This window comes from Amycolatopsis iheyensis (assembly GCF_024703995.1).
Taxonomy (GTDB): Bacteria; Actinomycetota; Actinomycetes; order Mycobacteriales; family Pseudonocardiaceae; genus Amycolatopsis; species Amycolatopsis iheyensis.
On sequence record NZ_JAMXQV010000014.1, the window covers coordinates 249,240 to 272,942 of the forward strand.

General features: G+C 71.2%; 25 protein-coding genes. 13 read left to right on the forward strand and 12 right to left on the reverse strand.

Annotation, left to right across the window (positions count from 1 at the left end; genetic code table 11):
* Positions 1-6: 6 nt before the first annotated feature.
* Complete coding sequence (locus M8542_RS26515; protein WP_257922946.1) at positions 7-735, forward strand: lysophospholipid acyltransferase family protein; 729 nt, start codon at positions 7-9, stop codon at positions 733-735.
* Here the strand turns inward: M8542_RS26515 and M8542_RS26520 are convergent.
* Positions 732-1,529, reverse strand: coding sequence for an HAD family hydrolase (locus M8542_RS26520; protein ID WP_257922983.1), 798 nt, complete (start codon positions 1,527-1,529; stop codon positions 732-734). The genes M8542_RS26515 and M8542_RS26520 overlap by 4 nt on opposite strands.
* Before the next feature lie 96 nt (positions 1,530-1,625).
* On the opposite strand from M8542_RS26520, the gene M8542_RS26525 reads away from it, so the two are divergent.
* A complete protein-coding gene (locus M8542_RS26525; protein WP_257922947.1) occupies positions 1,626-2,507 on the forward strand; it encodes an LLM class flavin-dependent oxidoreductase in 882 nt (293 codons plus the stop codon).
* 150 nt (positions 2,508-2,657) lie between these two features.
* On the opposite strand, the gene M8542_RS26530 is transcribed toward M8542_RS26525, so the two are convergent.
* On the reverse strand, positions 2,658-4,673 hold the full coding sequence (locus M8542_RS26530) for a DUF6541 family protein (RefSeq protein WP_257922948.1): 2,016 nt from the start codon (positions 4,671-4,673) through the stop codon (positions 2,658-2,660).
* Between the two features lie 79 nt (positions 4,674-4,752).
* Between M8542_RS26530 and glf the strand changes: the two genes are divergently transcribed.
* The 5 genes from glf to M8542_RS26555 all read left to right on the forward strand — a co-directional run bounded on the left by glf (position 4,753) and on the right by M8542_RS26555 (position 9,966).
* Positions 4,753-5,976 (forward strand): UDP-galactopyranose mutase, encoded by a 1,224-nt coding sequence (gene glf, locus M8542_RS26535; RefSeq protein ID WP_257922949.1) that lies wholly within the window; start codon positions 4,753-4,755, stop codon positions 5,974-5,976.
* Complete coding sequence (locus M8542_RS26540) at positions 5,969-6,487, forward strand: phosphatase PAP2 family protein (protein WP_257922950.1); 519 nt, start codon at positions 5,969-5,971, stop codon at positions 6,485-6,487. The genes glf and M8542_RS26540 overlap by 8 nt, the downstream gene beginning before the upstream one ends.
* A complete protein-coding gene (locus M8542_RS26545) occupies positions 6,484-7,470 on the forward strand; it encodes a decaprenyl-phosphate phosphoribosyltransferase (RefSeq protein WP_257922951.1) in 987 nt (328 codons plus the stop codon). The genes M8542_RS26540 and M8542_RS26545 overlap by 4 nt, the downstream gene beginning before the upstream one ends.
* A gap of 110 nt (positions 7,471-7,580) precedes the next feature.
* Positions 7,581-8,366 carry a hypothetical protein gene (locus tag M8542_RS26550; RefSeq protein WP_257922952.1) on the forward strand — a complete coding sequence of 262 codons (786 nt, stop codon included), beginning with the start codon at positions 7,581-7,583 and terminating at the stop codon, positions 8,364-8,366.
* Between the two features lie 73 nt (positions 8,367-8,439).
* Positions 8,440-9,966, forward strand: a complete 1,527-nt coding sequence (locus M8542_RS26555; protein ID WP_257922953.1) for a hypothetical protein — start codon at positions 8,440-8,442, stop codon at positions 9,964-9,966.
* Here M8542_RS26555 and M8542_RS26560 read toward each other — a convergent pair.
* The 9 genes from M8542_RS26560 to dprE1 all read right to left on the reverse strand — a co-directional run bounded on the left by M8542_RS26560 (position 9,947) and on the right by dprE1 (position 17,239).
* Positions 9,947-10,453, reverse strand: coding sequence for a YceI family protein (locus tag M8542_RS26560; protein ID WP_257922954.1), 507 nt, complete (start codon positions 10,451-10,453; stop codon positions 9,947-9,949). The two genes, M8542_RS26555 and M8542_RS26560, sit on opposite strands and share 20 nt — an antisense overlap.
* Positions 10,450-11,061, reverse strand: a complete 612-nt coding sequence (locus M8542_RS26565) for a VC0807 family protein (RefSeq protein ID WP_257922955.1) — start codon at positions 11,059-11,061, stop codon at positions 10,450-10,452. The genes M8542_RS26560 and M8542_RS26565 overlap by 4 nt, the downstream gene beginning before the upstream one ends.
* A gap of 51 nt (positions 11,062-11,112) precedes the next feature.
* On the reverse strand, positions 11,113-11,733 hold the full coding sequence (locus M8542_RS26570; protein WP_257922956.1) for a VC0807 family protein: 621 nt from the start codon (positions 11,731-11,733) through the stop codon (positions 11,113-11,115).
* Between the two features lie 70 nt (positions 11,734-11,803).
* Positions 11,804-12,403: a hypothetical protein gene (locus tag M8542_RS26575; RefSeq protein ID WP_257922957.1), complete on the reverse strand. Its 600-nt coding sequence runs from the start codon at positions 12,401-12,403 to the stop codon at positions 11,804-11,806.
* Positions 12,400-13,095, reverse strand: a complete 696-nt coding sequence (locus M8542_RS26580) for a hypothetical protein (protein WP_257922958.1) — start codon at positions 13,093-13,095, stop codon at positions 12,400-12,402. Before M8542_RS26580 ends, M8542_RS26575 begins: the two co-directional genes overlap by 4 nt.
* A complete protein-coding gene (locus M8542_RS26585) occupies positions 13,092-14,573 on the reverse strand; it encodes a WXG100 family type VII secretion target (RefSeq protein ID WP_257922959.1) in 1,482 nt (493 codons plus the stop codon). The genes M8542_RS26580 and M8542_RS26585 overlap by 4 nt, the downstream gene beginning before the upstream one ends.
* On the reverse strand, positions 14,570-15,055 hold the full coding sequence (locus tag M8542_RS26590; RefSeq protein WP_257922960.1) for a YbaB/EbfC family nucleoid-associated protein: 486 nt from the start codon (positions 15,053-15,055) through the stop codon (positions 14,570-14,572). Before M8542_RS26590 ends, M8542_RS26585 begins: the two co-directional genes overlap by 4 nt.
* 61 nt (positions 15,056-15,116) lie before the next feature.
* Positions 15,117-15,872: a decaprenylphospho-beta-D-erythro-pentofuranosid-2-ulose 2-reductase gene (dprE2, locus tag M8542_RS26595; protein WP_257922961.1), complete on the reverse strand. Its 756-nt coding sequence runs from the start codon at positions 15,870-15,872 to the stop codon at positions 15,117-15,119.
* On the reverse strand, positions 15,869-17,239 hold the full coding sequence (dprE1, locus tag M8542_RS26600; RefSeq protein WP_257922962.1) for a decaprenylphosphoryl-beta-D-ribose oxidase: 1,371 nt from the start codon (positions 17,237-17,239) through the stop codon (positions 15,869-15,871). The genes dprE2 and dprE1 overlap by 4 nt, the downstream gene beginning before the upstream one ends.
* Positions 17,240-17,364: 125 nt before the next feature.
* On the opposite strand from dprE1, the gene M8542_RS26605 reads away from it, so the two are divergent.
* Together M8542_RS26605 and M8542_RS26610 are read left to right on the forward strand one after the other, a co-directional pair.
* Positions 17,365-17,835 carry a GtrA family protein gene (locus M8542_RS26605; protein ID WP_257922963.1) on the forward strand — a complete coding sequence of 157 codons (471 nt, stop codon included), beginning with the start codon at positions 17,365-17,367 and terminating at the stop codon, positions 17,833-17,835.
* An 8-nt stretch (positions 17,836-17,843) separates the two neighbouring features.
* Positions 17,844-19,763, forward strand: a complete 1,920-nt coding sequence (locus M8542_RS26610; protein WP_257922964.1) for a glycosyltransferase — start codon at positions 17,844-17,846, stop codon at positions 19,761-19,763.
* A gap of 349 nt (positions 19,764-20,112) precedes the next feature.
* On the opposite strand, the gene M8542_RS26615 is transcribed toward M8542_RS26610, so the two are convergent.
* Positions 20,113-20,358 (reverse strand): hypothetical protein, encoded by a 246-nt coding sequence (locus M8542_RS26615; protein WP_257922965.1) that lies wholly within the window; start codon positions 20,356-20,358, stop codon positions 20,113-20,115.
* Positions 20,359-20,492: 134 nt separating this feature from the next.
* On the opposite strand from M8542_RS26615, the gene M8542_RS26620 reads away from it, so the two are divergent.
* From M8542_RS26620 to M8542_RS26635, 4 genes are all read left to right on the forward strand, one after another.
* Complete coding sequence (locus tag M8542_RS26620; protein WP_257922966.1) at positions 20,493-21,260, forward strand: ESX secretion-associated protein EspG; 768 nt, start codon at positions 20,493-20,495, stop codon at positions 21,258-21,260.
* 125 nt (positions 21,261-21,385) lie between these two features.
* Complete coding sequence (locus tag M8542_RS26625; RefSeq protein WP_257922967.1) at positions 21,386-21,835, forward strand: hypothetical protein; 450 nt, start codon at positions 21,386-21,388, stop codon at positions 21,833-21,835.
* Between the two features lie 4 nt (positions 21,836-21,839).
* Entirely contained in the window at positions 21,840-22,409 is a 570-nt protein-coding gene (locus tag M8542_RS26630) for a DUF3558 domain-containing protein (protein ID WP_257922968.1), read from the forward strand.
* A gap of 10 nt (positions 22,410-22,419) precedes the next feature.
* Positions 22,420-23,703 (forward strand): hypothetical protein (locus M8542_RS26635; protein ID WP_257922969.1); only part of this gene is annotated, 1,284 nt, incomplete at its 3' end.

Below are 23,703 nucleotides of genomic sequence, written 5' to 3' on the forward strand. Positions count from 1 at the left end.
GGCGCGATGGCTGACCTGGTGTACCCGCCCGTGATCGCGGCGGCCCGGACGATGTTCCGGGTACTCGACAACCGCATCCGGGTCGAGGGCGCGGAACACATCCCGCGCCGCGGCGGCGCGGTCATCGCGTGCAACCACGTGAGCTACCTCGACTTCATCTTCTGCGGCCTCGGCGCGCGCCCGGCCAAGCGGCTGACGCGCTTCATGGCGAAGAAGGAGATCTTCGACAACAAGATCGCCGGGCCGCTGATGCGGGGGATGCACCACATCTCCGTCGACCGCGACGCCGGCCTCGCCTCCTACCGCGAAGCCCTCGCGAAACTGCAGGCCGGCGAGGTGGTCGGGGTCTTCCCGGAGGCGACGATCAGCCGGTCGTTCACCGTCAAGGAGATCAAGTCCGGCGCCGTCCGGATGGCCGCGGCGGCCAACGTCCCGGTCGTGCCCATGGCGCTGTGGGGGACCCAGCGGCTCTGGACGAAGGGCCGTCCGAAGGACCTGACCCGCCGGCACGTGCCGATCTCGATCCTCATCGGCGAGCCGATGCACCCGGCGAAGGGTGACGACTGGGACGTCGTGACGAAGGAGCTGCGCGCCCGGATGAGCGCGCTCGTCGACCGCGCCCAGGCCGAGTACCCGGAGCAGCCCGCGTCCGAGGACGAGCGCTGGTGGCAGCCCGCCCACCTGGGCGGGACCGCCCCCACCGCGGAAGAAGCGGCCGAGCTGGACCGCCGCTAGAACCAGCGCTCCAGCACCTGCGAAACGCCGTCGTCGGCGGCCGGGCCGGTGATCTCGTCGGCCACGTCGTGCACGGCCGGGTGCCCGTTCTCCATCGCGACGCCGTGGCCGGCCCAGCGGAGCATCTCGACGTCGTTGGGCATGTCGCCGAACGCGATCACCCGCTCGGCGTCGACGCCCAGGCGCTCGGCGACGTCGGCCAGGCCGGTCGCCTTGGTGATCCCGTGCGCGGACAGCTCGACCAGCCCGCCCGAGGACGAGTAGGTGGCGTCGACCTCGCGCTCGAACAGGGACCGCACCGCTTCGGCCATCTCGTCCGATGACATGCCGCGGTGGCTGACCAGCAGCTTGATCGCCGGGTGCCCGACGACCTCGGCCCGCGGCGCGGTGCGGCCTTCGCCGTCGCCCCACGGGTTGTGGTAGTCCGGCTCGATCACGAAGCTGCGCATCTCGTGGTCGGCGTCGGTGCTGACGCGCTCGGCGGCCAGCCGGCAGCCCGGGAGGGCCTTGTCGAGCGCGCTGGCGATGTCGCCGAGCAGCTCGGGCCGCAGCAGGCCGTGCACCGCGACGACCTCCTCGCGGCCGCAGTCGTACAGGACCGCGCCGTTCGCGCACACGGCGTACCCGGTGAGCTCGAGCGGCTTGGCCACGGGCGCGATCCAGCGCGGCGGCCGGCCGCTGGCCAGCACGAACGGCACACCCGCCTCGATCGCCCGGCGGACGGTCCCGATGGTGCGCGCGCTGAGGGATTCGGAGGGGCCGAGCAGGGTGCCGTCCACGTCGGACGCGATCAACAGAGGTCTCTCCACCACCCCATTGTCCCTGACACGTTCGGGTGGCCTCGTCCCCGTCCGTGCGACTGTCGGTGGTTGCCGATAACGTCCGGCAGTGTGCGAGTAGGCATCGTCATTCTTCCGGAAGATCGTTGGTGGGCCGCCGAGCCGAAGTGGCGGGCCGCCGAGGAGTACGGCTTCGACCACGCTTGGACCTATGACCACCTCGGGTGGAAGAACCTGGTCGACGGGCCGTGGTTCTCGGCCGTCCCGACCCTGACCGCGGCGGCCATGGTGACCTCCCGCATCCGGCTGGGCACGTTCGTGGCCTCCCCGGTCGCGCGGCACCCGGTGCCGTTCATGCGGGAGCTGACCACCCTCGACGACATCTCCGACGGCCGGTTCGTCCTGGGTGTCGGCGCGGGCGTCGACCACCACCACTACGACGGCGCGGTGCTCGGCGCGCCCGAGTTGTCGGTCAAGCAGCGCGCCGACCGCTTCACCGAGTTCGTCGAGGCGCTCGACGGGCTGCTGATGACCGACAAGTTCGACTTCGACGGCGAGTACTACCGGGCCCGCGCGGCCCGCAACCTGCCGGGCCCGGTCCAGCGGCCCCGGCTGCCGTTCGTCGTGGCGGCCAACGGCCCCCGCACGATGACCCTGGCCGCCCGCTTCGGCGCCGGCTGGGTCACCACCGGCAAGGGCGGCGCGACCGAGGCTGAGTGGTGGGCCGGCATCAAGCAGCTCACCGAGGTCTTCGACCAGCGCCTCGACGCGGTCGGCCGCGAGCGGGCGAGCATCCAGCGGCACCTGAGCCTCGACTCGTCGCCGGTGTTCTCGCTGAGCAGCGTTGAGGCCTTCCGCGACGCCGCCGGGCGCGCGGGCGAGCTGGGCTTCACCGACGTGATCGCCCACTGGCCGCGGTCGTCGTCGCCCTACGAAGGGCGCGAGGCCGTGCTGGAGCAGGTGGCCAGCGACGTCCTGCCGGAGCTGCACTAGTCCGAACGAGTGACATCCGGCTGATCGGGAAACCGATTGCCGTCCCTCAGGCGTCCTTGTGAACAGACGTCAGAGATCACCCCGGGGGTGGTTGGGGGACGGAGGGCCCTCGTGGCCGCGGCACGGGGCGCCGCGGCCACGAGGGCTTTGTCATGGCTGCTTGGTGATCCGGTAGATGACCGCGCCCGGGTTCCGGTAGACGACCCGCAGGAAGTCGTGGCCGTCCAGGTGCCGCAGGCCGCGCGCGATCGGGGTGTCGCGGCGGATCGTGCCGCTGCCGACCAGCACGTAGTGGATCTTCAGCCGCTGCGTCGCGGCGCGCACCCGCGGGTCGCTGTCGTAGTCCGCGAAGTGCTCCGCCAGGTAGGTCGCGTCCGGGGGTGCCACGCCGGCGTCGTAGTGGCCCGCCACCGGGTGGACGCCGGTCAGGGCGTACATCCAGGCCGTGCCGTCGAGGCGGTCGTTGAGCACCTTCTCGTCGGCCGGGATGCCCAGCGTGCCGAGCTTCTCCATCGCGTCGATCTCGTCCGCGCTCACCGGCGGGACGACCTCGCCGGGCAGGCCGTTGTAGTAGAGCAGCGACACCGTCTTGGCGTTGGCCGCGCGGTAGAACCCGCCGGTCAGCACGCCCATCGCGACGACCAGCAGCACCGCCGACGCCAGCCCGACCCGGCCGGTCAGCCACGGCCGCGCGCGCACCCACGCGCGCCCGCTCGCCACCTTCGCCAGCCACCGCTGGGCCTCGCTCATGCCGTGCGCGGCGAGCAGGCACATCGGGATCGCGGCCAGCGCCATCAGCCGGAACCGGTCGTTCCACCAGGGCCGCGACAGGCTGATCACCCAGTCCTCGCCGCCGAAGCAGGCGACGACGACGAACAGCGCCGACAGCCCGATCGCCGAGAGCACCACCCAGCGCATCCGTCGCAGCGCCACCAGCGTGAGCACGCCCAGGGCCAGGAACACCGTCAGCCAGATCTGCGGCACCGGCAGCACCTGCTTGAACGTCGCCAGCATCGCCAGGGCCTTCCACACCGGCATGTGCGAGCCCCACGGGTGGTACGGGTACGACCCGGACGTGAAGGTGAGCGCGCCGAGGATCATCGGCGCGGCCAGCACCCCGGCCGCCACCATCACCGGCACCATCCGCAGGACGTCGCCGCCGACGACCCGCCAGGCCGCTTTGCCGGGCGCGACGCCGTCGAGGCGCTTGCCACGCAGCGCCCGGTACCAGCGCTGCACGACCAGCGGGAACGCGAACAGCAGCGCCCCGAACAACGCGCTCGAGTGCGCGGCGAGCAGGCCGGTCGCGCTCAGCGCCAGCACCGCGCCGGTGTCGACGCCCGGCCGCACGACGAACCGCTGCAGCGCGACCACGGCCAGCGGCGTCAGCACGATGCCCAGCGCGAACGGCAGCAGCCCGCTCGACACCGACTCGTACGCCCCGGTCGTCGCGCCGCCCGCGACCAGCGCCACGCTGCCGGCGAACACCGCGCGGCCGCCGAGCTGGCGGACCAGCGCGACCATGGCCAGCGCGAACAGCCCGGCGATCGGCATCGTGACGGCGTTCAGCGTGACCGGGATCGACGTCCCGGACAGCTGGTAGACCAGGGCGCCGACCAGGTGGTACGCGTTCGGGTAGAACGAGCCGTCGGGGTACCAGTTGATGGTGCCCATGCCGGTCAGCGAGCCGTCGCCGGTCTCGGCGATGTAGCGGATGCCGTTCGCGTGGAAGACGGTGTCCCAGCGCTGGAACACCGCGGTCGTCCCGCCGCGGCCGGAGACCACGACGGCGATCGACACGGCGGTCGCGATCGCGACGCAGGCGCCGACGGCCAGGTGTGCCCGGCGGGTCCACGGCGTCGGCGGCTCCTCGGCGCCCGGCGTGAGCCAGCCGCGGGCGACGGCGAACCGGCGCAGGCCGAACAGCACGGCGGCGAGCAGCAGGGTGATCGCGGCGACGCTCAGCGGGCCGTACGGCACGTGCGCGATCGCCAGCCACGGGCCGGCCAGGCCGGTGATGGCGTAGCTGAGCAGCGGCGCGAGCCCGGCCAGGGCCCAGCCGCGCAGGCCGGCGGCCCACCCGACGACGCCGCCGGGCACCGCCAGAACGGCCAGGTAGGTGGCCACGGCGGTGAAGTAGCTCCAGAAGTCCTCGGGTGCAGGCACTGCTTTCCAGGTGTGTCGTAAGCCGAAATGTGATAGTCGGGTGCGGGCCGGGTCAGCGGCCCCCGTACCCTCGACGCCCGTGAGCGCGCACACGAACCCCGCACAGATTACTGAAGACGATTTCGCAGGTTACGACCTCGTCATCGTCGGGTCCGGTTTCTTCGGCCTGACCGTCGCCGAACGGGCCGCGGCCGAGCTGGGCAAGAAGGTCCTCGTCCTCGAGCGGCGCAGCCACATCGGCGGCAACGCGTACTCCGAGGCCGAGCCCGAGACCGGGATCGAGGTGCACAAGTACGGCGCGCACCTGTTCCACACCTCGAACAAGCGCGTCTGGGAGTACGTGAACCGCTTCACCGAGTTCACGAACTACCAGCACCGCGTGTTCGCGCGGGTCAAGGACCAGGTCTACTCGTTCCCGATGAACCTGGGCCTGATCAACCAGTTCTTCGGCAAGTCCCACACGCCGGACGAGGCCCGTGAGCTGATCGCCAAGCAGTCGTCCGAGTTCGAGACGGCCGATGCGCAGAACCTCGAGGAGAAGGCGATCTCGCTGATCGGCCGTCCCCTCTACGAGGCGTTCATCAAGGGTTACACCGCGAAGCAGTGGGAGAACGACCCCAAGAACCTGGGCGAAAACATCATCACGCGCCTGCCGGTCCGCTACAACTTCGACAACCGGTACTTCAACGACACCTACGAGGGCCTGCCCGTCAACGGGTACACCGCGTGGCTCGAGAAGATGGCCGAGCACGAGAACATCGACATCCGGCTGAACGTCGACTACTTCGACGTCCGCGAGCACATCCCGGCCGGCACCCCGACCGTCTACACCGGGCCGCTGGACCGCTACTTCGGCTACTCCGAGGGCCGGTTCACCTGGCGCACCGTGGACTTCGAGTCCGAGGTCGCCGAGACCGGCGACTTCCAGGGCACCTCGGTCGTCAACTACAACGACCAGGAAGTCCCGTACACCCGGATCATCGAGTTCCGCCACTTCCACCCGGAGCGGGACTACCCGAAGGACAAGACGGTCATCTTCCGCGAGTACTCCCGCTTCGCGGGCGAGGAAGACGAGCCGTACTACCCGATCAACACCCCGGACAACCGCGAGAAGCTCGAGGCCTACCGCGAGCTGGCCAAGGTCGAGGCGCGCGAGAAGAACGTGCTGTTCGGCGGCCGCCTCGGCACGTACAAGTACCTCGACATGCACATGGCCATCGGCTCGGCGCTGTCGGCGTTCGACAACAAGATCGCCCCGCACCTGACCGACGGCGCGCCGCTCGACGGGTCCCTCGATGCTTGAGAAGGGGAGCCCGACGGGCGAGGTCGCGGTTCTTTCGAAGGCGCAGGGCTTTCTGAAGAGTGAAGCTTCGGTGAAGGCTGCTCGCGGCATGTCCCACTTCGGTGAGCACGCGATCGGCTGGTTCGGCCTGGGTGTTCTCGGGGCCGTGGTCGACAAGAAGCGGCGCAAGGACTGGCTGATCGCCTCGGCCGGGGTCGTGGGTGCGCACGCCGCGTCCATCGCGGTGAAACGCGTGGTCAGGCGGCCCCGACCGGACCACCCGAGCGTCGAGGTACTGGTCGGCACGCCGAGCAAGCTGAGCTTCCCGTCGTCGCACGCGACGTCCACGACGGCGGCGGCGGTGCTCTACTCCGGATTGACCGGGCGTAACCTGGTGCCCGCCCTGGTACCGCCGATGCTGGCCTCGAGGCTCGTGCTCGGCGTTCACTATCCGACAGACGTTTTGGCCGGTGCAGCTCTCGGGGGGCTCGTCGGTGGTCTGATACGACGGAAGCTGAAGAAGAACCCATGAGCGAGACGACCGAGCAGCGCAACAGCGACGAAGCGGCCGTGACTCCCGAGACACCGGAGACACCGGTGACGGCGGAGGCAGCGACGGAGACCGCCGCACGCGGCCCGTTCGGCCTGGTCGGCGGCGTCATCAAGACGGCACGCCCCCGGCAGTGGGTGAAGAACGTCCTGGTCTTCGCGGCCCCGTTCTTCGCGTTCTCGAAGTCGACCGACCGCACGGGCCTCCTGCTCGACGCGATCGTCGCCTTCGTGGCGTTTTCGCTGGTGGCGAGCTCGGTCTACCTCATCAACGACGCGATCGACGTCGAGGCCGACCGGGCCCACCCGACCAAGCGCAACCGGCCGATCGCGGCCGGCATCGTGCCGGTCCCCGTCGCGTACGGGGCCGCGGTCGTGTTCTTCCTGGCCGGCCTCGGCGTGTCGTTCGCGGCGAGCTGGCAGCTCGCCGTGGTGCTGGCGGTCTACGAGGCCGTGCAGCTCGGCTACTGCTTCGGCCTGAAGCACCAGCCGGTGGTCGACCTGGCCATCGTCGGCTCGGGCTTCCTGATGCGCTCGATCGCCGGCGGTGTCGCGGGCGGCATCGCGCTTTCGCAGTGGTTCCTGCTGGTCACGGCGTTCGGCTCGCTGTTCATGGTGGCCGGCAAGCGCTACGCGGAGATCATGCTGTTCGAGCGCACCGGCGCGAAGATCCGCTCGTCGCTGAAGAAGTATTCGGCCAGCTACCTGCGGTTCGTCTGGGCGACGTCGGCGGCCATCCTGATCATGTCGTACTGCCTGTGGGCGTTCGAGATCCGCCAGACCGAGCACAACTCGGTGTGGGCGCTCATCTCGATGGTCCCGTTCGTGGTGGCGGTGCTGCGCTACGCGGTCGACGTCGACGGCGGCATCGCGGGCGAGCCCGAGGAGATCGCGCTCAAGGACCGCATCCTGCAGGTGCTCGGCGCGACCTGGGTGATCACCCTGTTCCTGGCGTTCTACCTGTGACTTCTCATGGCGGATCGACAGGTTCGCTTCAGGTTCAGCACAGCTGAGCGGCGCACCCTGAGGTGGTGGGGGCGGGCAGTGCGCCCGTCCCCGTGACCACAGGAGCGACGATGAACGACCAGCCGCGCGAGGAGAAGGCCCCGGCGGGGGCCGACCAACCGACCGTCGAGCAGCCGGCCACCGCGGCCGGGCAGCCGACCACGCAACAACCCGCGGCACCGGCCGGGCAGCCGACCACGCAGGCCACCTCCGCCGCGCCGCAGCAGCCCGCGGCGCCGGCCACGCAGGAGCCCGCCGCCGCGCAGGCGACCACGCCGGGCGCCGCGGTCCCGGCTGAGCCGCACTCCGCCGCTGCCCAAGCCGCGCAGCAACCCGCCGCCACGCAGGCCACTCCGGCCGCCGCCCCGGCTGAGCCGCAGCCGGCCGGCGCGCAAGCCACTCCGGCCGCCGCCCCGGCTGAGCCGCAACCGGCCGCAGCCCAGGCCACACCGGGCGCCGAAGCACCGGCTGAGCCGCAACCGGCCGCCGCCCATGGCCAGCTGCCGCCACCCGTGCCGCCGACCCCGCAGCTCTCGCAGCCCGGACCTGGCCAGACCTACGGCGCCTGGGCCCCGCCCCCGGCCAACGCCCCCCGCCGGCCCGGCGGCTTCCGGCGCTTCGTCGGACACCGGGCCACCCAGCTCGTCGGCGTCGGCGTGCTCGGCGTCCTCATCGGCGGGGGTGTCGTCGGCGGGATCGCCATCGCGGCGTCGCACCACGGCCCCCGCGACGGCCGGCCCGGCATCCACCGCCAGTACAACGGCCCCGACCAGGGCTTCGACGGCCGCGGCTTCCCCGGCCGAGGCGGCGGGAACTCCGGCAACTCGGGCAACTCCGGCACCGGCGACGGCATCTGAGCCGGCTGTGGTCTGAGCCACCGACCCCGGGCTCAGATCACAGAAGCATCACGGACGGGGTACGGTGTCCGTGATGCGAAGCGCCTCCGCAGAACTCCGCGAGGCCGCCGGTGCGCTGCCGGCGGCTTGGCCGAGCACCCGTGCCTGGGCCCTCCCGGCGGCGGCCGCGGCGGCTTCCGCGCTCGTGTTCACACTGGTCAGCAGCCATCTCATCGATGACACCTACATCACGCTGTCCTACGCGAAGAACCTCGCCTTCCACGCCCACTGGGGCCTGATCGAGCAGGGCACGGCCAACACCGCCACCTCGCCGCTGAACGTCCTGGCCCTCGGCGCGGTCACCTTCTTCGTGCGCGACGCCGTGCTGGCCGCCGGGATCGTGTTCGTCGCCGCGCAGGTCGTCATGGTCCTCGGCCTGCGGCGGCTCGGTGAGCGCACCGGGCTGCCGCCCGCCTTCGCGCCGCTGGCCTTCGCCGTGCTGCTGGTCAACCCGCTGCTCCTGTCGTCCGTCGGGCTGGAGGTCACGCTCGGCGCCGCCGGGGTCGTCTGGACGCTCGTCTACGCGGGGGAGCGCAGGGCGGGCCGGCTCGGGGTCGTCATCGGGCTGCTCGCGCTCGTCCGGATCGACCTGCTGCTCATCGCCGCCGTGCTGTTCGCCGCCCGCCGCGAGTTCTGGACCGGCATCTGGCAGACGGCCTTCGCCGCTCTCGCCGTGACGCTGCCGTGGTTCGGGTTCAGCTGGCTCGTGCTCGGCTCGGCCGTGCCCGACACGCTGGTCATCAAGATCAGCCAGCAGTCGTGGGGCCCGTTCAGCTTCACCAACGGCCCGCTCCTCTACTGGCGCAACTTCCCGGCCGAGGCCGCCCTCTCGTTCCTTCCGCTGGCCGTCGCCGGCGTGGTCGGCGTGAGCTGGATCGTCCAGTACCGCCGCGGGTCCGAAACCGCCCGCCGCCTGACGCCGTTCGCGGCGCTCGCCGTGGCCGGCGCCCTGCACTACGTGGCCTACAGCCGGCTCGGCGTGCCGCCCTACCACTGGTACTACGCGCCCAGCATCATCGGCGCGACGATCTTCCTGGTCGCCTGCGCCTGCGCGGTGCCTGAGCGGATCCGCCGCGGCGCGCTGACGGCGACCGGCGCGGTGCTCGCGGCGAGCGTCGCGGTCTACGCGCTGCCGGGTCTCCCGCGCCAGTTCGCGCCGATCTCCAGCAACCACGCGTCGACGACGGAGTACCGCGAGATCGGCGCGCAGCTGGCGGCCCTCGCCCACGGCCGCAAGGTCGAGACGGCGGGCGAGGTCGGCGCCCTGGCGTACGCGTGCGACTGCGAGCTGGTGGACGAGTTCTCCGACCGCGGCGCGGTCGACCCGGCGATCGCGGAGACGAAACGCCGCAGCGGCGACATCGGCCGCGCGCTGCTGGAGGCGAACTTCCACAACTTCGACCACAGCGTCGCCCCGATCAGCCCGGACCTGGTGCTGACCGCGACCCGCCGCCCGCCGCCGCCGACCGCGCTGGCGACCTGGCACATCGACTCGCCGTGGACGGGCGCCCAGAACCTCTACCTGATGCCCGCCCAGGTGCTCAGCGCCGCACCGCGGTGACGTCCAGGGTCAGCGTGAACTCGCGCCCGCCCAGGCGCTTGCCGTAGGTCAGGCCGAACGCGAACCGGTCGACGACCGTCGCCGCCCGGGCCGTGAACCCGTCGGCCGACAACGTCACCGCGTCGATCGCGCAGCGGACCCGGCCCGCCGTGCCGCGGACCGTGACCACGCCGTCGAGCAGCCAGCGGGGGCCGTCCGGCACCGGGTGGCCGTCGGTGAACGTGATCAGCGGGTGCTCGCGGCCGTGCAGGAAGCGGCGCGACTGGAGTTCGGTGTCCCGCAGGCGTTCCCCCGTGGTCAGCCCGGTCGCGTCGACCTCCGCCGTCACGACCGACGCGGTCACCGGGTCGGCCACGACGATCCGGCCGCCGGCCACCGGGAACGTGCCGTCCACAGTGGACACCCCGAAGAGGTGGGTGCCCGAAACGCCGATCCGGCAGCGCGCCGGGTCCAGCCGGTACTCGCCCGGCGGCGGGATCTCGATCATCGGCGTGCCCACATCCGGTTCATCGTGCCCTCCCGCGCGAGCAGCACCTGGGTGACCACCTGGAGCACCACGAAGCTCGCGATCGACAGCACCGTATCGAGCCCCGGCACGACGTCCACCGGCAGCGTGTACGCCAGCACGATGCTGAACGCGCTGTGCACGAGCCCGCCGAGGCCCCAGACCACCGCCAGCACCCGCCACACGCGCCGGAACGACGGCGTGTCCGCCCAGCGGTCCTCCAGCTCCGCGGCCCGGCGGGGCACCAGCGCCAGCGTGGCCTGGTAGGTCGTCGGCCGTCGGCCGATCCGCAGGCTCGCCAGCATCCAGAGGCCGATCAGCACGCTGAACCACGCGCCGCGGACCAGCTGCAGCCGCGCGTCGCCGGTGGCCAGCGTCGTCACCAGCCCGACCGCGACGATCAGCAGCACGAAGATCCCCATGCCGTCGACCCGCCGGTGCCGGGCCGCCAGGTAGAGCACCCGCAGCGCCGGCGGCAGGCCACCGAGCGTCAGCGCCCAGACCGGCGCGACATCGAACGCCCGCAGCAGGTAGTAGCCGCCGACCGGCGCGGCGATGTCACAGAGCAGCGTGACCAGCGATTTCCCCATGCCTTCGAGCATCGGGGACACGCACCGCCGCGACCATCGGCGACCCGGTTCCTACGCATCCACCGTCCGGTTGATGCCGGCCGTCAACCGCTGCTTGGTGAGCTTCGCGCCGAGCACCACGCAGCCGGCGGTCAGCACGGTGTCGAGGATCGGCACGATGTCCACCGGCAGCGTGAACGCCATGACCACGACCGCGCAGGCGAGCAGGACGAGCCCGGCGCCCCACCAGAGCGTCAGCGAACGCCACCGCTCCCGGAACCCGCGGGACAGGCCCCACAGCTGTTCCAGCTCGCCGGCGCGGGCGGGCTGGAAGGCGCACACCAGCCGGAAGAACAGCGGCCGCCGCCCGATCACCAGGCTGGCCAGCATCACCACGCCGAGCGGCAGCGTGAGCCAGGCACCGCGGATGAGCAGCAGCCGGGCATCCCCGGAGAAGACCGCCACCGCGGCGTTCACCAGCAGCAGGGCGAGCACGAACGCGCTGATCGGGTCGAGCCGGCGGTGCCGCGCCAGTACGTAGCCGGACCGCACCACCGGCGGCACGGCGCTGACCAGCAGCGCCCACAGCGCGGCGACTTCGAAGGAACGCAGGACGTAGTAGAGGGCCATCGGGAGGACGACGTCGCGCAGGAGCAGCGTCAGGCCGTCGCGCTTGCCGGTCGGAGTCATCATGGTGACCAGTCTGTTTTCGCGCGTGCGTCACCACATCGGTTCGCGGACCGGGTCCGGATGGACTTCCGGCTCAACCCCGGGGTGGAGACAGCGCGCGCGAGACCTTCATCGGCGCGAGCGCGTCCCGCAGGAACACCGCCGAGCCGTCGGCGAACCCGAAGCGGATCGTCGGCGACGGCGGGAAGCTCTGCCCGCCGAGCACGGCGTCCAGCCGGACGACGACCCGCGCGTCGAACTCCTCCGCCGTGGTGAACGGCCCGCCTTCGCCACCCTCCAGCCGACTGGTCGGGTAGACGACGGCGAGCCGCTGGTTCGTCCAGGTCAGCCGGGCGTGGCCGACGCCGCCGGCGAAGTGGTCGGCGAGCCGGACGGCGACCTGACCCGGGTCGGTCGCGGTGGCCCAGTAGCCGAGCGCCGGGTCGTCGGTCCAGTCCTCGTCCGCGACGACGTCGCTGGGCAGTGGCCAGCGCCCCGGCCCGCCGGTCACCTTCGGCACTTCGCGCTCGGGCACGTACGGCGCGTGCCGGGCGTCGCCGAGCCGCAGCCCGACGTGCGCGTGGTACGGCGGGCAGCCCAGCCGCAGCACCTCGCCGCGGCGGAGCCAGTGCGAGCCCAGCTCGCGTTCGATGATCTTGTCGACCTTGGTCGCGGTCGTGACCTCGAGGTTCACCGCGCTCCGTTCGTCCGGGCCAGCAGCCAGTCGAAGTGGTCGTCGGCGTCGAACCGGAAGTCGAGCCCGGAACCGTCCACAAGGGACATCCGCAGCACCGGTTTCCGGCCTCGCTTGGCGACGTCCACCCGCGCGACGCGGTCGCGGGGGAGTTCCGCCGCCGGCCCGAAGCCGCGCAGGGCGATCGGTTCGCCCTCGCGGTTGTCGCCGTAGGTCTTCGTGCGGTCGGTGAGGATCGCGGCGACGTCCCGGCCGAAGCCGATCGCCTTGCCCAGGAACGACTTCTGGGGCTCCGGTGCCGGCGCGGGCACGTGCTCGTCGAGCACCAGCAGCCGCTGCGGCGTCAGCACCCACAGCCGCCGCACCGCCGCGCGGACCGGGAGCGGGCGCAGCAGCTCGTGCGCGAGCACCCCCGCCCGCTCGCCGAACGCGACGACCTGCGGGGGCGGCGGCTTGTCGGAGCCGCTGTCGCCCTCACCGCCGGCGATCGCCTCGAACACGAAGTCGCCCGCGAACCCGGCCACGCCCGACCCGACCTTGCGCAGCAACCCCTTGGCGGGCTGCCCGTCCGGCGTCAGGCCGCGGATGTCGAACGCGAAGCCCCGGCCGTACGCCGCCCACCGCAGTGCTTCGCCGGGGCGCAGGTACGGCCGGGCCTGGGTGGCCGCGCCGAGCGGGTCGGAGAGGTTCATTCTTCGAGGGTGAACCCGCGGTCGGTGGCGGCGCGGCGCTCTTCGTCGGACGACGGGTCCTGGGACTCGTTGTAGCCGTACTTCACGCCCTGCTCCACGCCCTGTTCGACGACGTTGCCGGCACTGCCTCGCCAGGCCGCCTTGCCGACGCTGGTCGTGCCGCTCAGCCCGGCCGCGCGCAGCCCGGCCTCGGTGAGGTTCGTGGTCAGCGCGTCGGCGCCCTCGCCGTCGACGCCGAACCGGCCGGCGAACTTGTTGCCGGTCTTCGACGCGCCGGTCACCGGGTTCGCCTTGGTCAGGATCTTCGCCAGCGGGTGCTTGTCGATCTGGTCGGCCAGCCGCTTCTCGAGGAAGTTGCCGTTGCGCAGGCCCTCCGCCCGCTCGACGACCTTCTTCAGCGGCCCGGTGCGCAGCTTCTCCAACATTTTCTCCAGCTGCTGGATCAGCGGCTTCAGCTTGCCGAGCAGCTCCTTGACCTTCATCCCGAGCCGGCCGCCGGTGAGCGCGACCTCGCCCTCGGTGGCCGCCGTCGCCGCGCCCACCGACGCCCCGGCCGTGATCCACGAGGCGGCCAGCGCGGCCAGCCACTCGATGATCAGGCCCATCACCAGTTCCTGGAGGATGTCGATGACGATCTCCACGAACGCGTCGAACAGGTCGGCCGCGATCTCCAGGATCTGCTGCAGCCCGCGGACCTCGCTCGCGAACGCCTTCGCGCCGCCCGCGAACTCGGTCATCTGCGTGCGGAACGCGTCGCCGGCGTCGCCCTTCCAGGGCTCCTTGGTGAGGTCGGCGCGCTTCTGTTCGTGCTCGGCGGTGCCGTCGAGCCACTTCGCGACCTGCTCCCAGCCCTTCGCCGTGCTGCGCATCTGCTCGGGGTCGCCGATGGCCGGTTCGAGGACGAACTCGACGAGCGGGCTGATCACGATGCCGATCAGGAAGCCCAGGCCGTTGTCCATGAACGACTGGCCGGGGCTGGTGATCAGCTGCAGCTGCTCCATGCGCGCGTGCACGGTGGCGATGGCGACGTCGGGCGGGCTGCTCGCCTGCGACACCTCGGACGACGTCGAGAGCCAGCTGCTGCCGTAGCCGCCGTTCTGCTCCCAGTAGCCCTTGCGGTCGCCGTCACCGGCGTGGTTGACGTCGCCCAGGCTGCCCGGGCCGCTGCCGCCGTCGGCGAGCCCGGCGATGGCCGCCGTCGTGCCGCTCTCGTGCTCGGCGTAGGCCTTCGCGGCCAGCGTCGTCTTCTCGGAGATCTGGTCGAGGAACGACTTGGCCTGGTTCGCCAGGTCCTGGCACTCCTGCAGCGAGTCGAAGTACTTGTAGGCCATCAGCTCGCCGAGCGGGCCGAAGCAGTCGTCGCTGACCCGGGCCTGCTGGAGCAGCCCGGCGAGGCTGCCGAAGTGGCCGGCGGCCTCCTTCGACCCGGCGGCGTGCGCGGTCAGCGCCGCCGGCTGGACGTCGTACCCGGTGCTCAAAACCGCTCCCGGCGCAGGATCGGGCCACCGAAGTCGTCGTCTTCGGCGGGCGGCGGGGCCGGGCGGGTGCGCGGCGGCTCCTGGCGCACCGGCACCGGTGCCGTGGCCAGCGTCTCCGCGGGTGGCGGCGTGCTCGGGCCGAGCGGCTCGACGTGCGCGTTGAACGCCTCGCGGAACTGCTCCGCGCGCTCACCGAGCACCGGCTCGACGGTCTGGTTCAGCGCCGCCGACGCCTGCTTCGTGGCGTCCCGGATCGCGGTCAGGATCTCCTGCTGCAACGCCGTGTGCGAGCGCCGCATCGCCTGCGGGCCCAGCTGCAGCCCCAGCACGGCGCCGGACGGCGCGACCGTCACGGTCACCGAGCCGTCGGCGTTGCGGGCGCTGCCGCGCAGCCCCGCGATCCGTTCCTTGAGTTCGGCGGCCTTCGCCGCCCGCTCCTGGAACGACCGCAGGGCGGCGTCCAGTTTGGTCCCCAGGTCCATCTTGCTCCCTCGCGTCGCGGTTGCCCCGTTTGGACGATTCCGCGGACGCGAGGGTTCCCGATCAGACCGGAAGCTTGCGGAAGATCGGCCGCGGGACGTGCCGCAGCACCGACATCACCAGGCGGAACGGCGCGGGCGCCCAGATCAGCTCCTTGCCCGCGCGCGCCGCGGCGACGGCCTGCTCGGCCACCTGGTCGGCGTTCTGGGTCAGCGGGGCGTCCTTCAGGCCGTCGGTCATCTTCGTCCGGACCTGGCCCGAGCGGACGACCGTCACCTTGACGCCGTGCGGCTTGAGGGCCTCGCCGAGGCCCAGGTAGAAGCCGTCGAAGCCGGCCTTGGTCGAGCCGTAGACGAAGTTCGAGCGGCGGACGCGCTCGCCGGCCACCGACGACAGCGCGATCACCGTGCCGTGGCCCTGGACCTTGAGCTTCTCCGACAGCGCGACGCCGACGGACACCGCGGCGGTGTAGTTCACCGTCGCCGCCTCGACCGCCTTCGCGTGGTCCTGCCACAGCTCCTCGGGGTCACCGAGCAGGCCGAACGCCACGACCGCGACGTCGATGTCGCCGCCTTCGAACGCCTTGTCCAGCACGCCCGGGTGCGACGCCAGGTCCTTCGCGTCGAAGTCGACGGTCGCGACCTCGGCGCCCTTGTCCTTCAGGCGCTGCGCGGCCGCGTCGAGCCGCGGCGACGGGCGGGCCGCGAGCACGACCCGCAGCGGCTTCTCGGCCAGGTACTTCTCGGCGATCGCCAGCGCGATGTCGGACGTGCCGCCGAGCAGCAGCAGGGACTGGGGGTTGCCAACAGCGTCGATCACAGCTCGAGCCTCCGGCTCATGTCAGAGGCGAAAACGCCTTCGGGGTCCACGGCGGCGCGCACCTTGCGCCACTCTTCGAGGCGCGGGTACATCTGCGCGAACGTCTCGGGCGAGGTGCGCGAGTCCTTCGCGGTGTACAGCCGGCCGCCGAGCTCGAGGACGTCGTCGTCGAGCTCCTGGCAGAACCGGCCCAGGCCGGCCTTGATCGGGAAGTCGACGCAGACCATCCAGCCCGGGTGCGGGAACGACAGCGGCGCCGCGTTGCCCTCGCCCATCCGCTTGAACACGTTGAGGAAGGAGACGTGCCCCGATTCGGCGATCTTCGTGACGATCTTCCGGAGCGGCTCGTGCGCGTTCAGCGGCGTCGAGAACTGGTACTGCAGGAAGCCCTTGGAGCCGTAGGCGCGGTTCCACTCGCCGAACATGTCGAGCGGGTGGTAGAAGGCCGTGAGGTTCTGGACCACGCCGCGGGCTTCCTTAGGCGTCTTCCGGTAGTACAGCTCGCCGATGCCGCCGAAGGTCAGCTTGTTGGCCAGGCCGTTCGGGAAGACGTCCGGCAGGGTCGCCAGCTGCGGGGCGTCGAACTTGAGCGGGTCCGCGCGCAGCTTGGGCGGCAGCTCGTCGAGCTTCGCGAGCGAGCCGCGGCCGAAGGCGGCGCGGCCCATCTTGGCGCCGGTGGAGATGGTGTCGAACCACGCCGACGAGTAGGTGTACTTGTCGTCGGAGCCGTTGCTGACCAGCTCGAGGGTCTCGTCGAGGTTGTCCGTGCGCTCGTTGTCCGCGAGGAAGTACGCGGTCTCCGTCTTGGTCATCCGGATCGTCGCGCGGACGATGATGCCGGTGAGGCCGATGCCGGCGACGGTCGCCCAGAACAGCTCGGCGTCCGGGCCCTCCGGGGTCAGCGTGCGGATCTGCCCGTCGGCGGTGATCAGGTCCATCGACACGACGTGGTTGCCGAAGCTGCCCGCGCTGTGGTGGTTCTTGCCGTGGATGTCGTTGGCGATCGCGCCGCCGATCGTCACCTGGCGCGTGCCCGGCAGCACCGGGACCCACAGGCCGTACGGCAGCGCCTCGCGCATCAGCTGGTCGAGGCTGACGCCGGCGTCGAGGTCGACCAGCGCGCTGTCCGGGTCGATCGAGTGGATCCGGTTCAGCGGGGTCATGTCGACGACGAGGCCGCCGGCGTTCTGCGCCGGGTCGCCGTAGGAGCGGCCGAGGCCGCGCGCGATGACACCGCGCTCGCCGGCCCGGGTCACGGCCTTCGCGATGGCTTCGACGTCTGCGGTGCTCAGGACGTCGGCGGTGGTCGGGGCCGTCCGCGCCCAGCCCGTGAGCGTGCGTCGCTGTGTCTCGGGTACATGGGTCACCCGACCAGGGTAGCCACGCCGAACGACGCCCGGAACGTGACCCTGAAGTGCTCGCTTCTACACTTTGCGCATCAAGGCACAAGCGCCCGCGCGGGTGACCATGACTCAGGCAACGAGGTAATGCAGTGGTGGCGACCGATCCGCAAGCCGAACTGGCAGCTGCTCAGCCGTCCTCTCCCGGACTGCTCGGGCAGCTCATCCGCTTCGCCCTGATCGGCGGCTTCTGCGCGCTGGTCGACCTGGGCACGTACACCCTGCTGACGCAGGTGGCCGGGATGGCCACTTCACCGTGGGTCGACGTCGCTCGCGCTATCAGTTTCATCGTGGGCACGACCACGGCGTTCTTCCTGAACCGGAAGTTCACCTTCGCCGGCGGGCGCAAGGACGGCAAGGCCCAGGTCGGCTCGTTCGTCCTGCTCTACACCGTGACGTTCTTCGTCGCGGTCGGGGTGAACCAGCTGATGCTGCAGGTTCTGCCGGAGTCGGCGTGGCAGCACACACTGTGCTGGGCCGTGTCGCAGGCCACCGCCACGGTGATCAACTTCGTGATGCTCAAGTGGGTCGTGTTCCGCGAGCCGTCGACTGAGGAGAACTGAGGAACTTCATGCCCGGTAAAACAGCAACCCCGGCGCCGACCACTCAAGCCGGCGCGGCCGCCGAGACGCGGTTCACCGAGCACACTCCGCAGGGTCGCCTGACGGCGCAGCGCGGGCTCTACGCCGGCCCCGCGCCGATCGTCAGCAAGGACCTGTACGCCGAGCTCGAGTGGGGCTCGGCCGTGCGGGAACGTGCGGCGCTCACCCTCGAGCCCGCCTCCAAGGTGTCGGGCAACACGTACTTCGGCCGCTTCCCGGCCAGCTACTGGCAGCGCTGGACGAACGTCGGCGAGGTCTCGGTCGAGGCCGTCGTCACCGGCACCGGCCTGCTGTCGATGGGCGCCTCGGACGTCGAGGGCGAGCCGCGCGTGGTCGACGCCGAGCAGGTCACCGACGCCAAGCAGCTGAAGGTCACGCTGACCGGCAAGCTCGACAAGTTCTACGACGGCGGCGCGCTCTGGCTCGACCTCGAGACCGAGGGTGGCCAGACGCTGCGCGTCGAGCAGGTCCGCTGGACGGTCGAGGCGCCGGAGAAGATCCGCCCGACCGCGGTGACCATCTGCACGATGAACCGCGCCGACGACTGCCTCAAGAACCTGCAGGCCCTGGCCGCGGACGTGTCGTCGCTGGAGACCCTGGACGCGATCTACGTCGCCGACCAGGGCACCGACCTCGTCGAGTCGCGTGACGGCTTCGAGCAGGTCGCGAAGGACCTCGCCGACAAGCTGCACTACATCAAGCAGCCGAACCTCGGCGGCGCCGGCGGCTTCACCCGCGGCCTGTTCGAGGTCGCCGGGCACACCGCCACCGAGCACGCGAACGTCCTGTTCATGGACGACGACGTCCTGCTCGAGCCGGACCTGGTGATCCGGATGACGGCGTTCTCCAACCGCGCGGCCGACCCGATCATCGTCGGCGGCCAGATGCTGAACCTGTTCCACCCGAACCAGCTGCACGTCGGCGCCGAGTACGCGAGGTTGAACACGCTCGAGCCCGGCCAGCCGGTCGAGCACTCCCTGACGACGGCCGACCTGCTCGGCGTCGACGAGGAGACGCTGAAGCCGAACCGCCAGGAGCGCCGCCTCGACGCCGGCTACAACGGCTGGTGGTCGTGCCTGATCCCCTACGAGGTCGTCAAGGCGACGGGCTACCCGCTGCCGTTCTTCTTCCAGTGGGACGACGCCGAGTACTCCTACCGGGCCCGCGCGCACGGCTTCCCGACGGTGACGTTGCCGGGTGCGGGCGTGTGGCACGCGGACTTCCACATGAAGGACTGGGACGAGTGGCACCGGTACTTCAACCTGCGCAACTCGATCATCACGGCGGCGCTGCACTCGCCGTTCAACCTCAACCTGCTCTCGCGGGTGCTGCTCGCGCAGCTGGTGCGCTACCTGCTGGGCATGCAGTACGGCCTGTCGGCCACGCTGATCAAGGCCGTCGAGGACTTCCTCGAGGGCCCGGAGATCCTGCGTGACGGCGGCGTCGAGGCGATGAAGGAGATCCGCCGCATCCGCGACGAGTACCCGGAGACGAAGCGCCACAAGGCGACCGACGTCCCGGGCATCGCGTCCAACGACATCGGCATCATCAACAGCGCCCCGCGGCCCAGCATGCAGCGCCTGGTGCTGATCAAGCGCGTGCTGGACCGGGTGCTCGGCCGCAGCCGCTTCGGCCTCGGCGCGGTCCCGATCGACGAGGCGAACTGGTGGCACATCGCCCTGTTCGACAAGGCGGTCGTGACGGACGCGAACCAGGAAGGCGTCCGCGTCCGCGCCTACGACAAGGTCAAGATGTTCGACCTGGCCAAGCGCGGCGCGAAGGTGGTCCAGCGGCTGCGCAAGGAAGGCGCGGCGGTGCAGGAGCAGTACAAGCGCGCCATGCCGGAGCTCACCTCGCGCGAGAACTGGAAGCGCCTGTACAAGCTCTGATTTTCAGCCCGCCGAAGGCCGTCTCACGTCCCGCGTGAGGCGGCCTTCGCGCGTTTCGCGGGCTGCGGCATCGACCGAGCGCCTCCGCGCCCTGGCTCGGCGGCTGCCCGGTTTCCGGCCTCGACCTGGCCGATTTCTCGGCCGGTGTGCCCGTCGCCGGTCGGTGGACCCGCCGGTGGCTGGTCCACGAAGCGACCTTCCTGCCGGTCGCGGCCGAGCACCCGGTGGGCAGGACGGCTGCCGCGTGTAACGGCCTTCGCGCGTTTCGCGGGGCTGCGGCATCGGCCCAACGCCTTCGCGCCCTGGCTCGGCGGCTGCCCGTCTCCCGCGTGAGGCGGCCTTCGCCGCGTCAGGGGTGCAGGCCGAAGACCCGGTTCTTGCGGTTCAGGTCGTCGACGTACGCGGCCGCCACGTGGGCGAAGTTGATCGCCACCACCGAGTCGTCCTTCGTCGTCACCGGTTCGACCGCGCCGGACTTCACCAGCTGGGTGAGCCGGCTTGCCAGCTTTCCGGACTCTTCGGTGGTCAGCGCGAACAGCAGCGGCTCGCCGCCGCCGGCGAGGTGGAGCACCAGTGCGGGTTTTTCGTCAGCCATGCCTCCATCGGACCAGCGGCGATCTTGGCCGGGCAAGCGAGTTCGCTGAGGGCGCAGCATCCGCCTGCGGACCCCGCACCGCGTGGACTACCGTTTCCCGAAGGCCCGATGGAACCTGCGGGGGGATGGAAGCGATGCCTCACTCGTTCTCGCTGTCGCTGGCAGCGGTGGACATCCTGCTCGAGCAGCTCGGGCTGGGCCGCGCGCCGACGCCGTTCGAGGTCCCGCACGTCGGCACCACCGTCGAGCAGCGGGCGATGATCCGCGACGCCGTCGTCCGCGACCTGACCGGCCGGGGGCTGTGGAGCCGCGGCCGGCTCGACCCGGACGCCGAGCTGGCGCTGGCCACCTTCGTCCGCGGCAGCGTGGTCATCAGCGCGGCCGCCGAGCTGGGGGACCGCCACCTGTTCGCCCGCGTCGCCACCGACGGCCAGTTCGGGGTGCTCGCCCGCCAGGACGAGAACCTGATCGTCTTCGAGGAGGTCCGCCCGACCGGCATCGTGCCGGCGATCGTCGACCTCCTCCCGCTGACCCCGGCCGCGCCGGGCCAGTCGGTCACCATCTCCCGCCCGGCGGACAAGCCCCGCCAGCAGCGCCGCGACGACGTCTACGACCCGTTCGCGGGGGTCACCGGCCCGCGAGGGCAGAGCGGCGGTGGTGGCGGCCCGCAGCTCCGGATGATCGAGCGCGTCTTCCAGGAGCCGAAGAAGCGCGTGGGCCAGTTCACCGCCCAGACCCGCGGCGGCACGTTCCCCCCGCTGGCCTGGTTCGACACCCCGTCGGGTCGCTGGCTGATGTCGTCGCGCGCGGCCGCCGACGGCCAGCGCTGGATCACCTACGCGCCGGCGGACAACGCCCGGCTGGCCCAGCAGCTCTACGCCCAGCTCGAAGGTCAGTTCTGAGGGGAACCGCAGGCCGCGCGGCTGCGTCCCAGGTGAAGATCGGTGAACGGCGGTTGCACAGGGTGCCCGGCTAGTAGACTCCCGGGTGCACACGTATGGGCGAAGCGATTCGGGGTGGAACAGCGATGCAGATAGCTGACGGCGGGGGCGGCGGCTCGATCGCGAACATCATGAACCCGCTCTCCTCCGGCGCCATGGGTGCGGCGGTGCAGAGCGTTTCGGCGGAGACGCAGAAGCTGATCTCGGCGGCCAAGAGCGGCGGCTTCAAGATCACCCCCGAAGGTGTGAAGCCCATCCGCGACGCGCTGACGGCGCTCGTCACCGACCTCGACAGCCTCGGTTTCAAGACCTACGCCCTGGACCAGGCGCCCCAGCTCGGCAGCCACCCGTACGGGCAGACCGTCGCCACGCACGACCAGAAGAGCGCCACCGAGGCCCAGGGCTCGGCCCGGGCGGTGCTGAACCAGCTCAAGCAGGTCGCCCAGCAGGCTGATGAGGCGCTGGCCAGAGCAGCGGGCCAGTACAAGGAAACCGAAAACCAAGCCTTCTCCGCGCTCCAGACCAAGCAGGCCTGAGGTAATGACGAAACTCCTTGTTCGTGTCGTTCTCCCGCTCGTCGCCGGTGGCGCCCTGCTGACCGGGTGCACCAGCACCCAGGGGGGCACGGCCTCACCCGCGCAGTCGCCGTCGGCCAGCGCACCGGCAACCTCGGAGAGCAGTTCCACGGGCGGGGCGGGTACCGAGTCGATCACCGATCCCTGTTCTCTCCTCGAAGCGGGCGATCTGAGCAGCTACGGCGAGTTCAACCCGCCGGAGAACGGCACGCTCGGCGGCGCCCGGGTGTGCAGCTACCAGAAGAAGATCGCCTCGGCCAGTGACAAGGGCATGGTGGCCGGCGTGAGCGTGCGTGACGACGCCACGGTCGACCAGGTCCGGGACACCGGTCGCGGGGTGGTCGACAAAGAGGTCAACGGCCGGAAGGCCAAGGAGTCACCGGACGGCGCCGCGCCTGGGTGCACGCTCGGGCTGGCGGTGGGCGACTCGTCCCGAGTGGACGTGGCGGTGACAGCGGTCCAATCGTCGGACGAGGCCTGCCAAATCGCCGAAGCGGTCGCGAAGACCGTCGAACCTCGGTTGCCGAAGGGATAGGGGAACCCAGATGACGACGCAGAAGCCGCCGCCACCGCCCAAGACGCCCGAGCAGGTCGCGGACATGGCTCCGGCCGAACGCGACGCCTACCTGCAGGCCAAAGCCGAAGCGGGGGTCGACCAGAACGACCCGTTGTTCGGCTGGGTGCAGCGGTTCCTCGCCACGAGCCAGGCACAGAACCAGTCCCAGGAAATCGGCGACAAGAACGAAGCCGCGGCCACCAAGGGCCGGGACGTCGAGTACGTCGCGGGCCTGCACGCCCCGAACGCCGACTACAAGGGCACCGACCACACCCAGCTCCAGGCGTTCCTCCAGAGCAACCTGAACGTCGAGCAGGTTTCCGACGTTTCGACGGCCTACCACCAGGTGCACCAGGTCTTCGACAAGTTCGCGCAGTCGATGAACACCGCGGTCAACGCGTCGAAGGGCACCTGGGAAGGCGCTGCGGCCGAGAACGCCCAGCAGTACTTCACGAGCCTCGGAAAGTGGTCCGACGCCAACTCGCAGAACGCGAAGCTGGCCTCCGAGACCATCTACGACCAGGGCCAAGCCGCCTCGACGGCGAAGAACGCCATGCCGGCGCCGATCCCGTTCAGCTGGACCGAAGAGTTCAAGAACATCGCGACGTCGAACCCGTTCAGCATGCCGGACAACGTCGACAAGGCCCTCCAGAAGCAGAAGGACAGCCAGGCGGCGCACGACCAGGCCGCCGGCGTCATGGCGACCTACGACAAGAACCTCTACGAGTCCGCCTCGAAGCAGCCCGCCTTCGCGCCGCCGCCCAGCTTCAGCACCGGTGGTGGCAGCGACGACCCCAACGGCGACGGCGGCAAGGACGGCATCAACATCCCGTCCAGTGTGGACACGCCCGGCTCGCACGGGGTGAACACGCCGGGCGGCAACAACAACTTCACCACCGGCAACATCCCCGGCGGCACCACCGGCACGCCGCACGTCAACCTGCCCGGGCCCGGCTCGACCACCGGGACCGGGCTCGTGCCGGCCGGCACCACCACGCCGTCCGGCTTCACGCCCGGTTCGATCCCCGGCGGCTCGACGCCGAACCCGAACCAGTCGTTCGGCGGCATGCCGCCGATGAGCCCGATGCCGATGGGTGGCATGAACTTCGGCGGCGACGAGGCCTACAACTCGAAGGTCGGCGGGGGCGGCGGTGGCAGCGGCCGCGGCGGCTTCGGGCCCGGTGGTGGCGCGGGCGCCGGCAGCGGCAGCTCGACGGGCGCCGGCTCCGCCTCGGGCGCGGCCCGCCCGGGTGGCATCGGCGCGGCCGAAGCG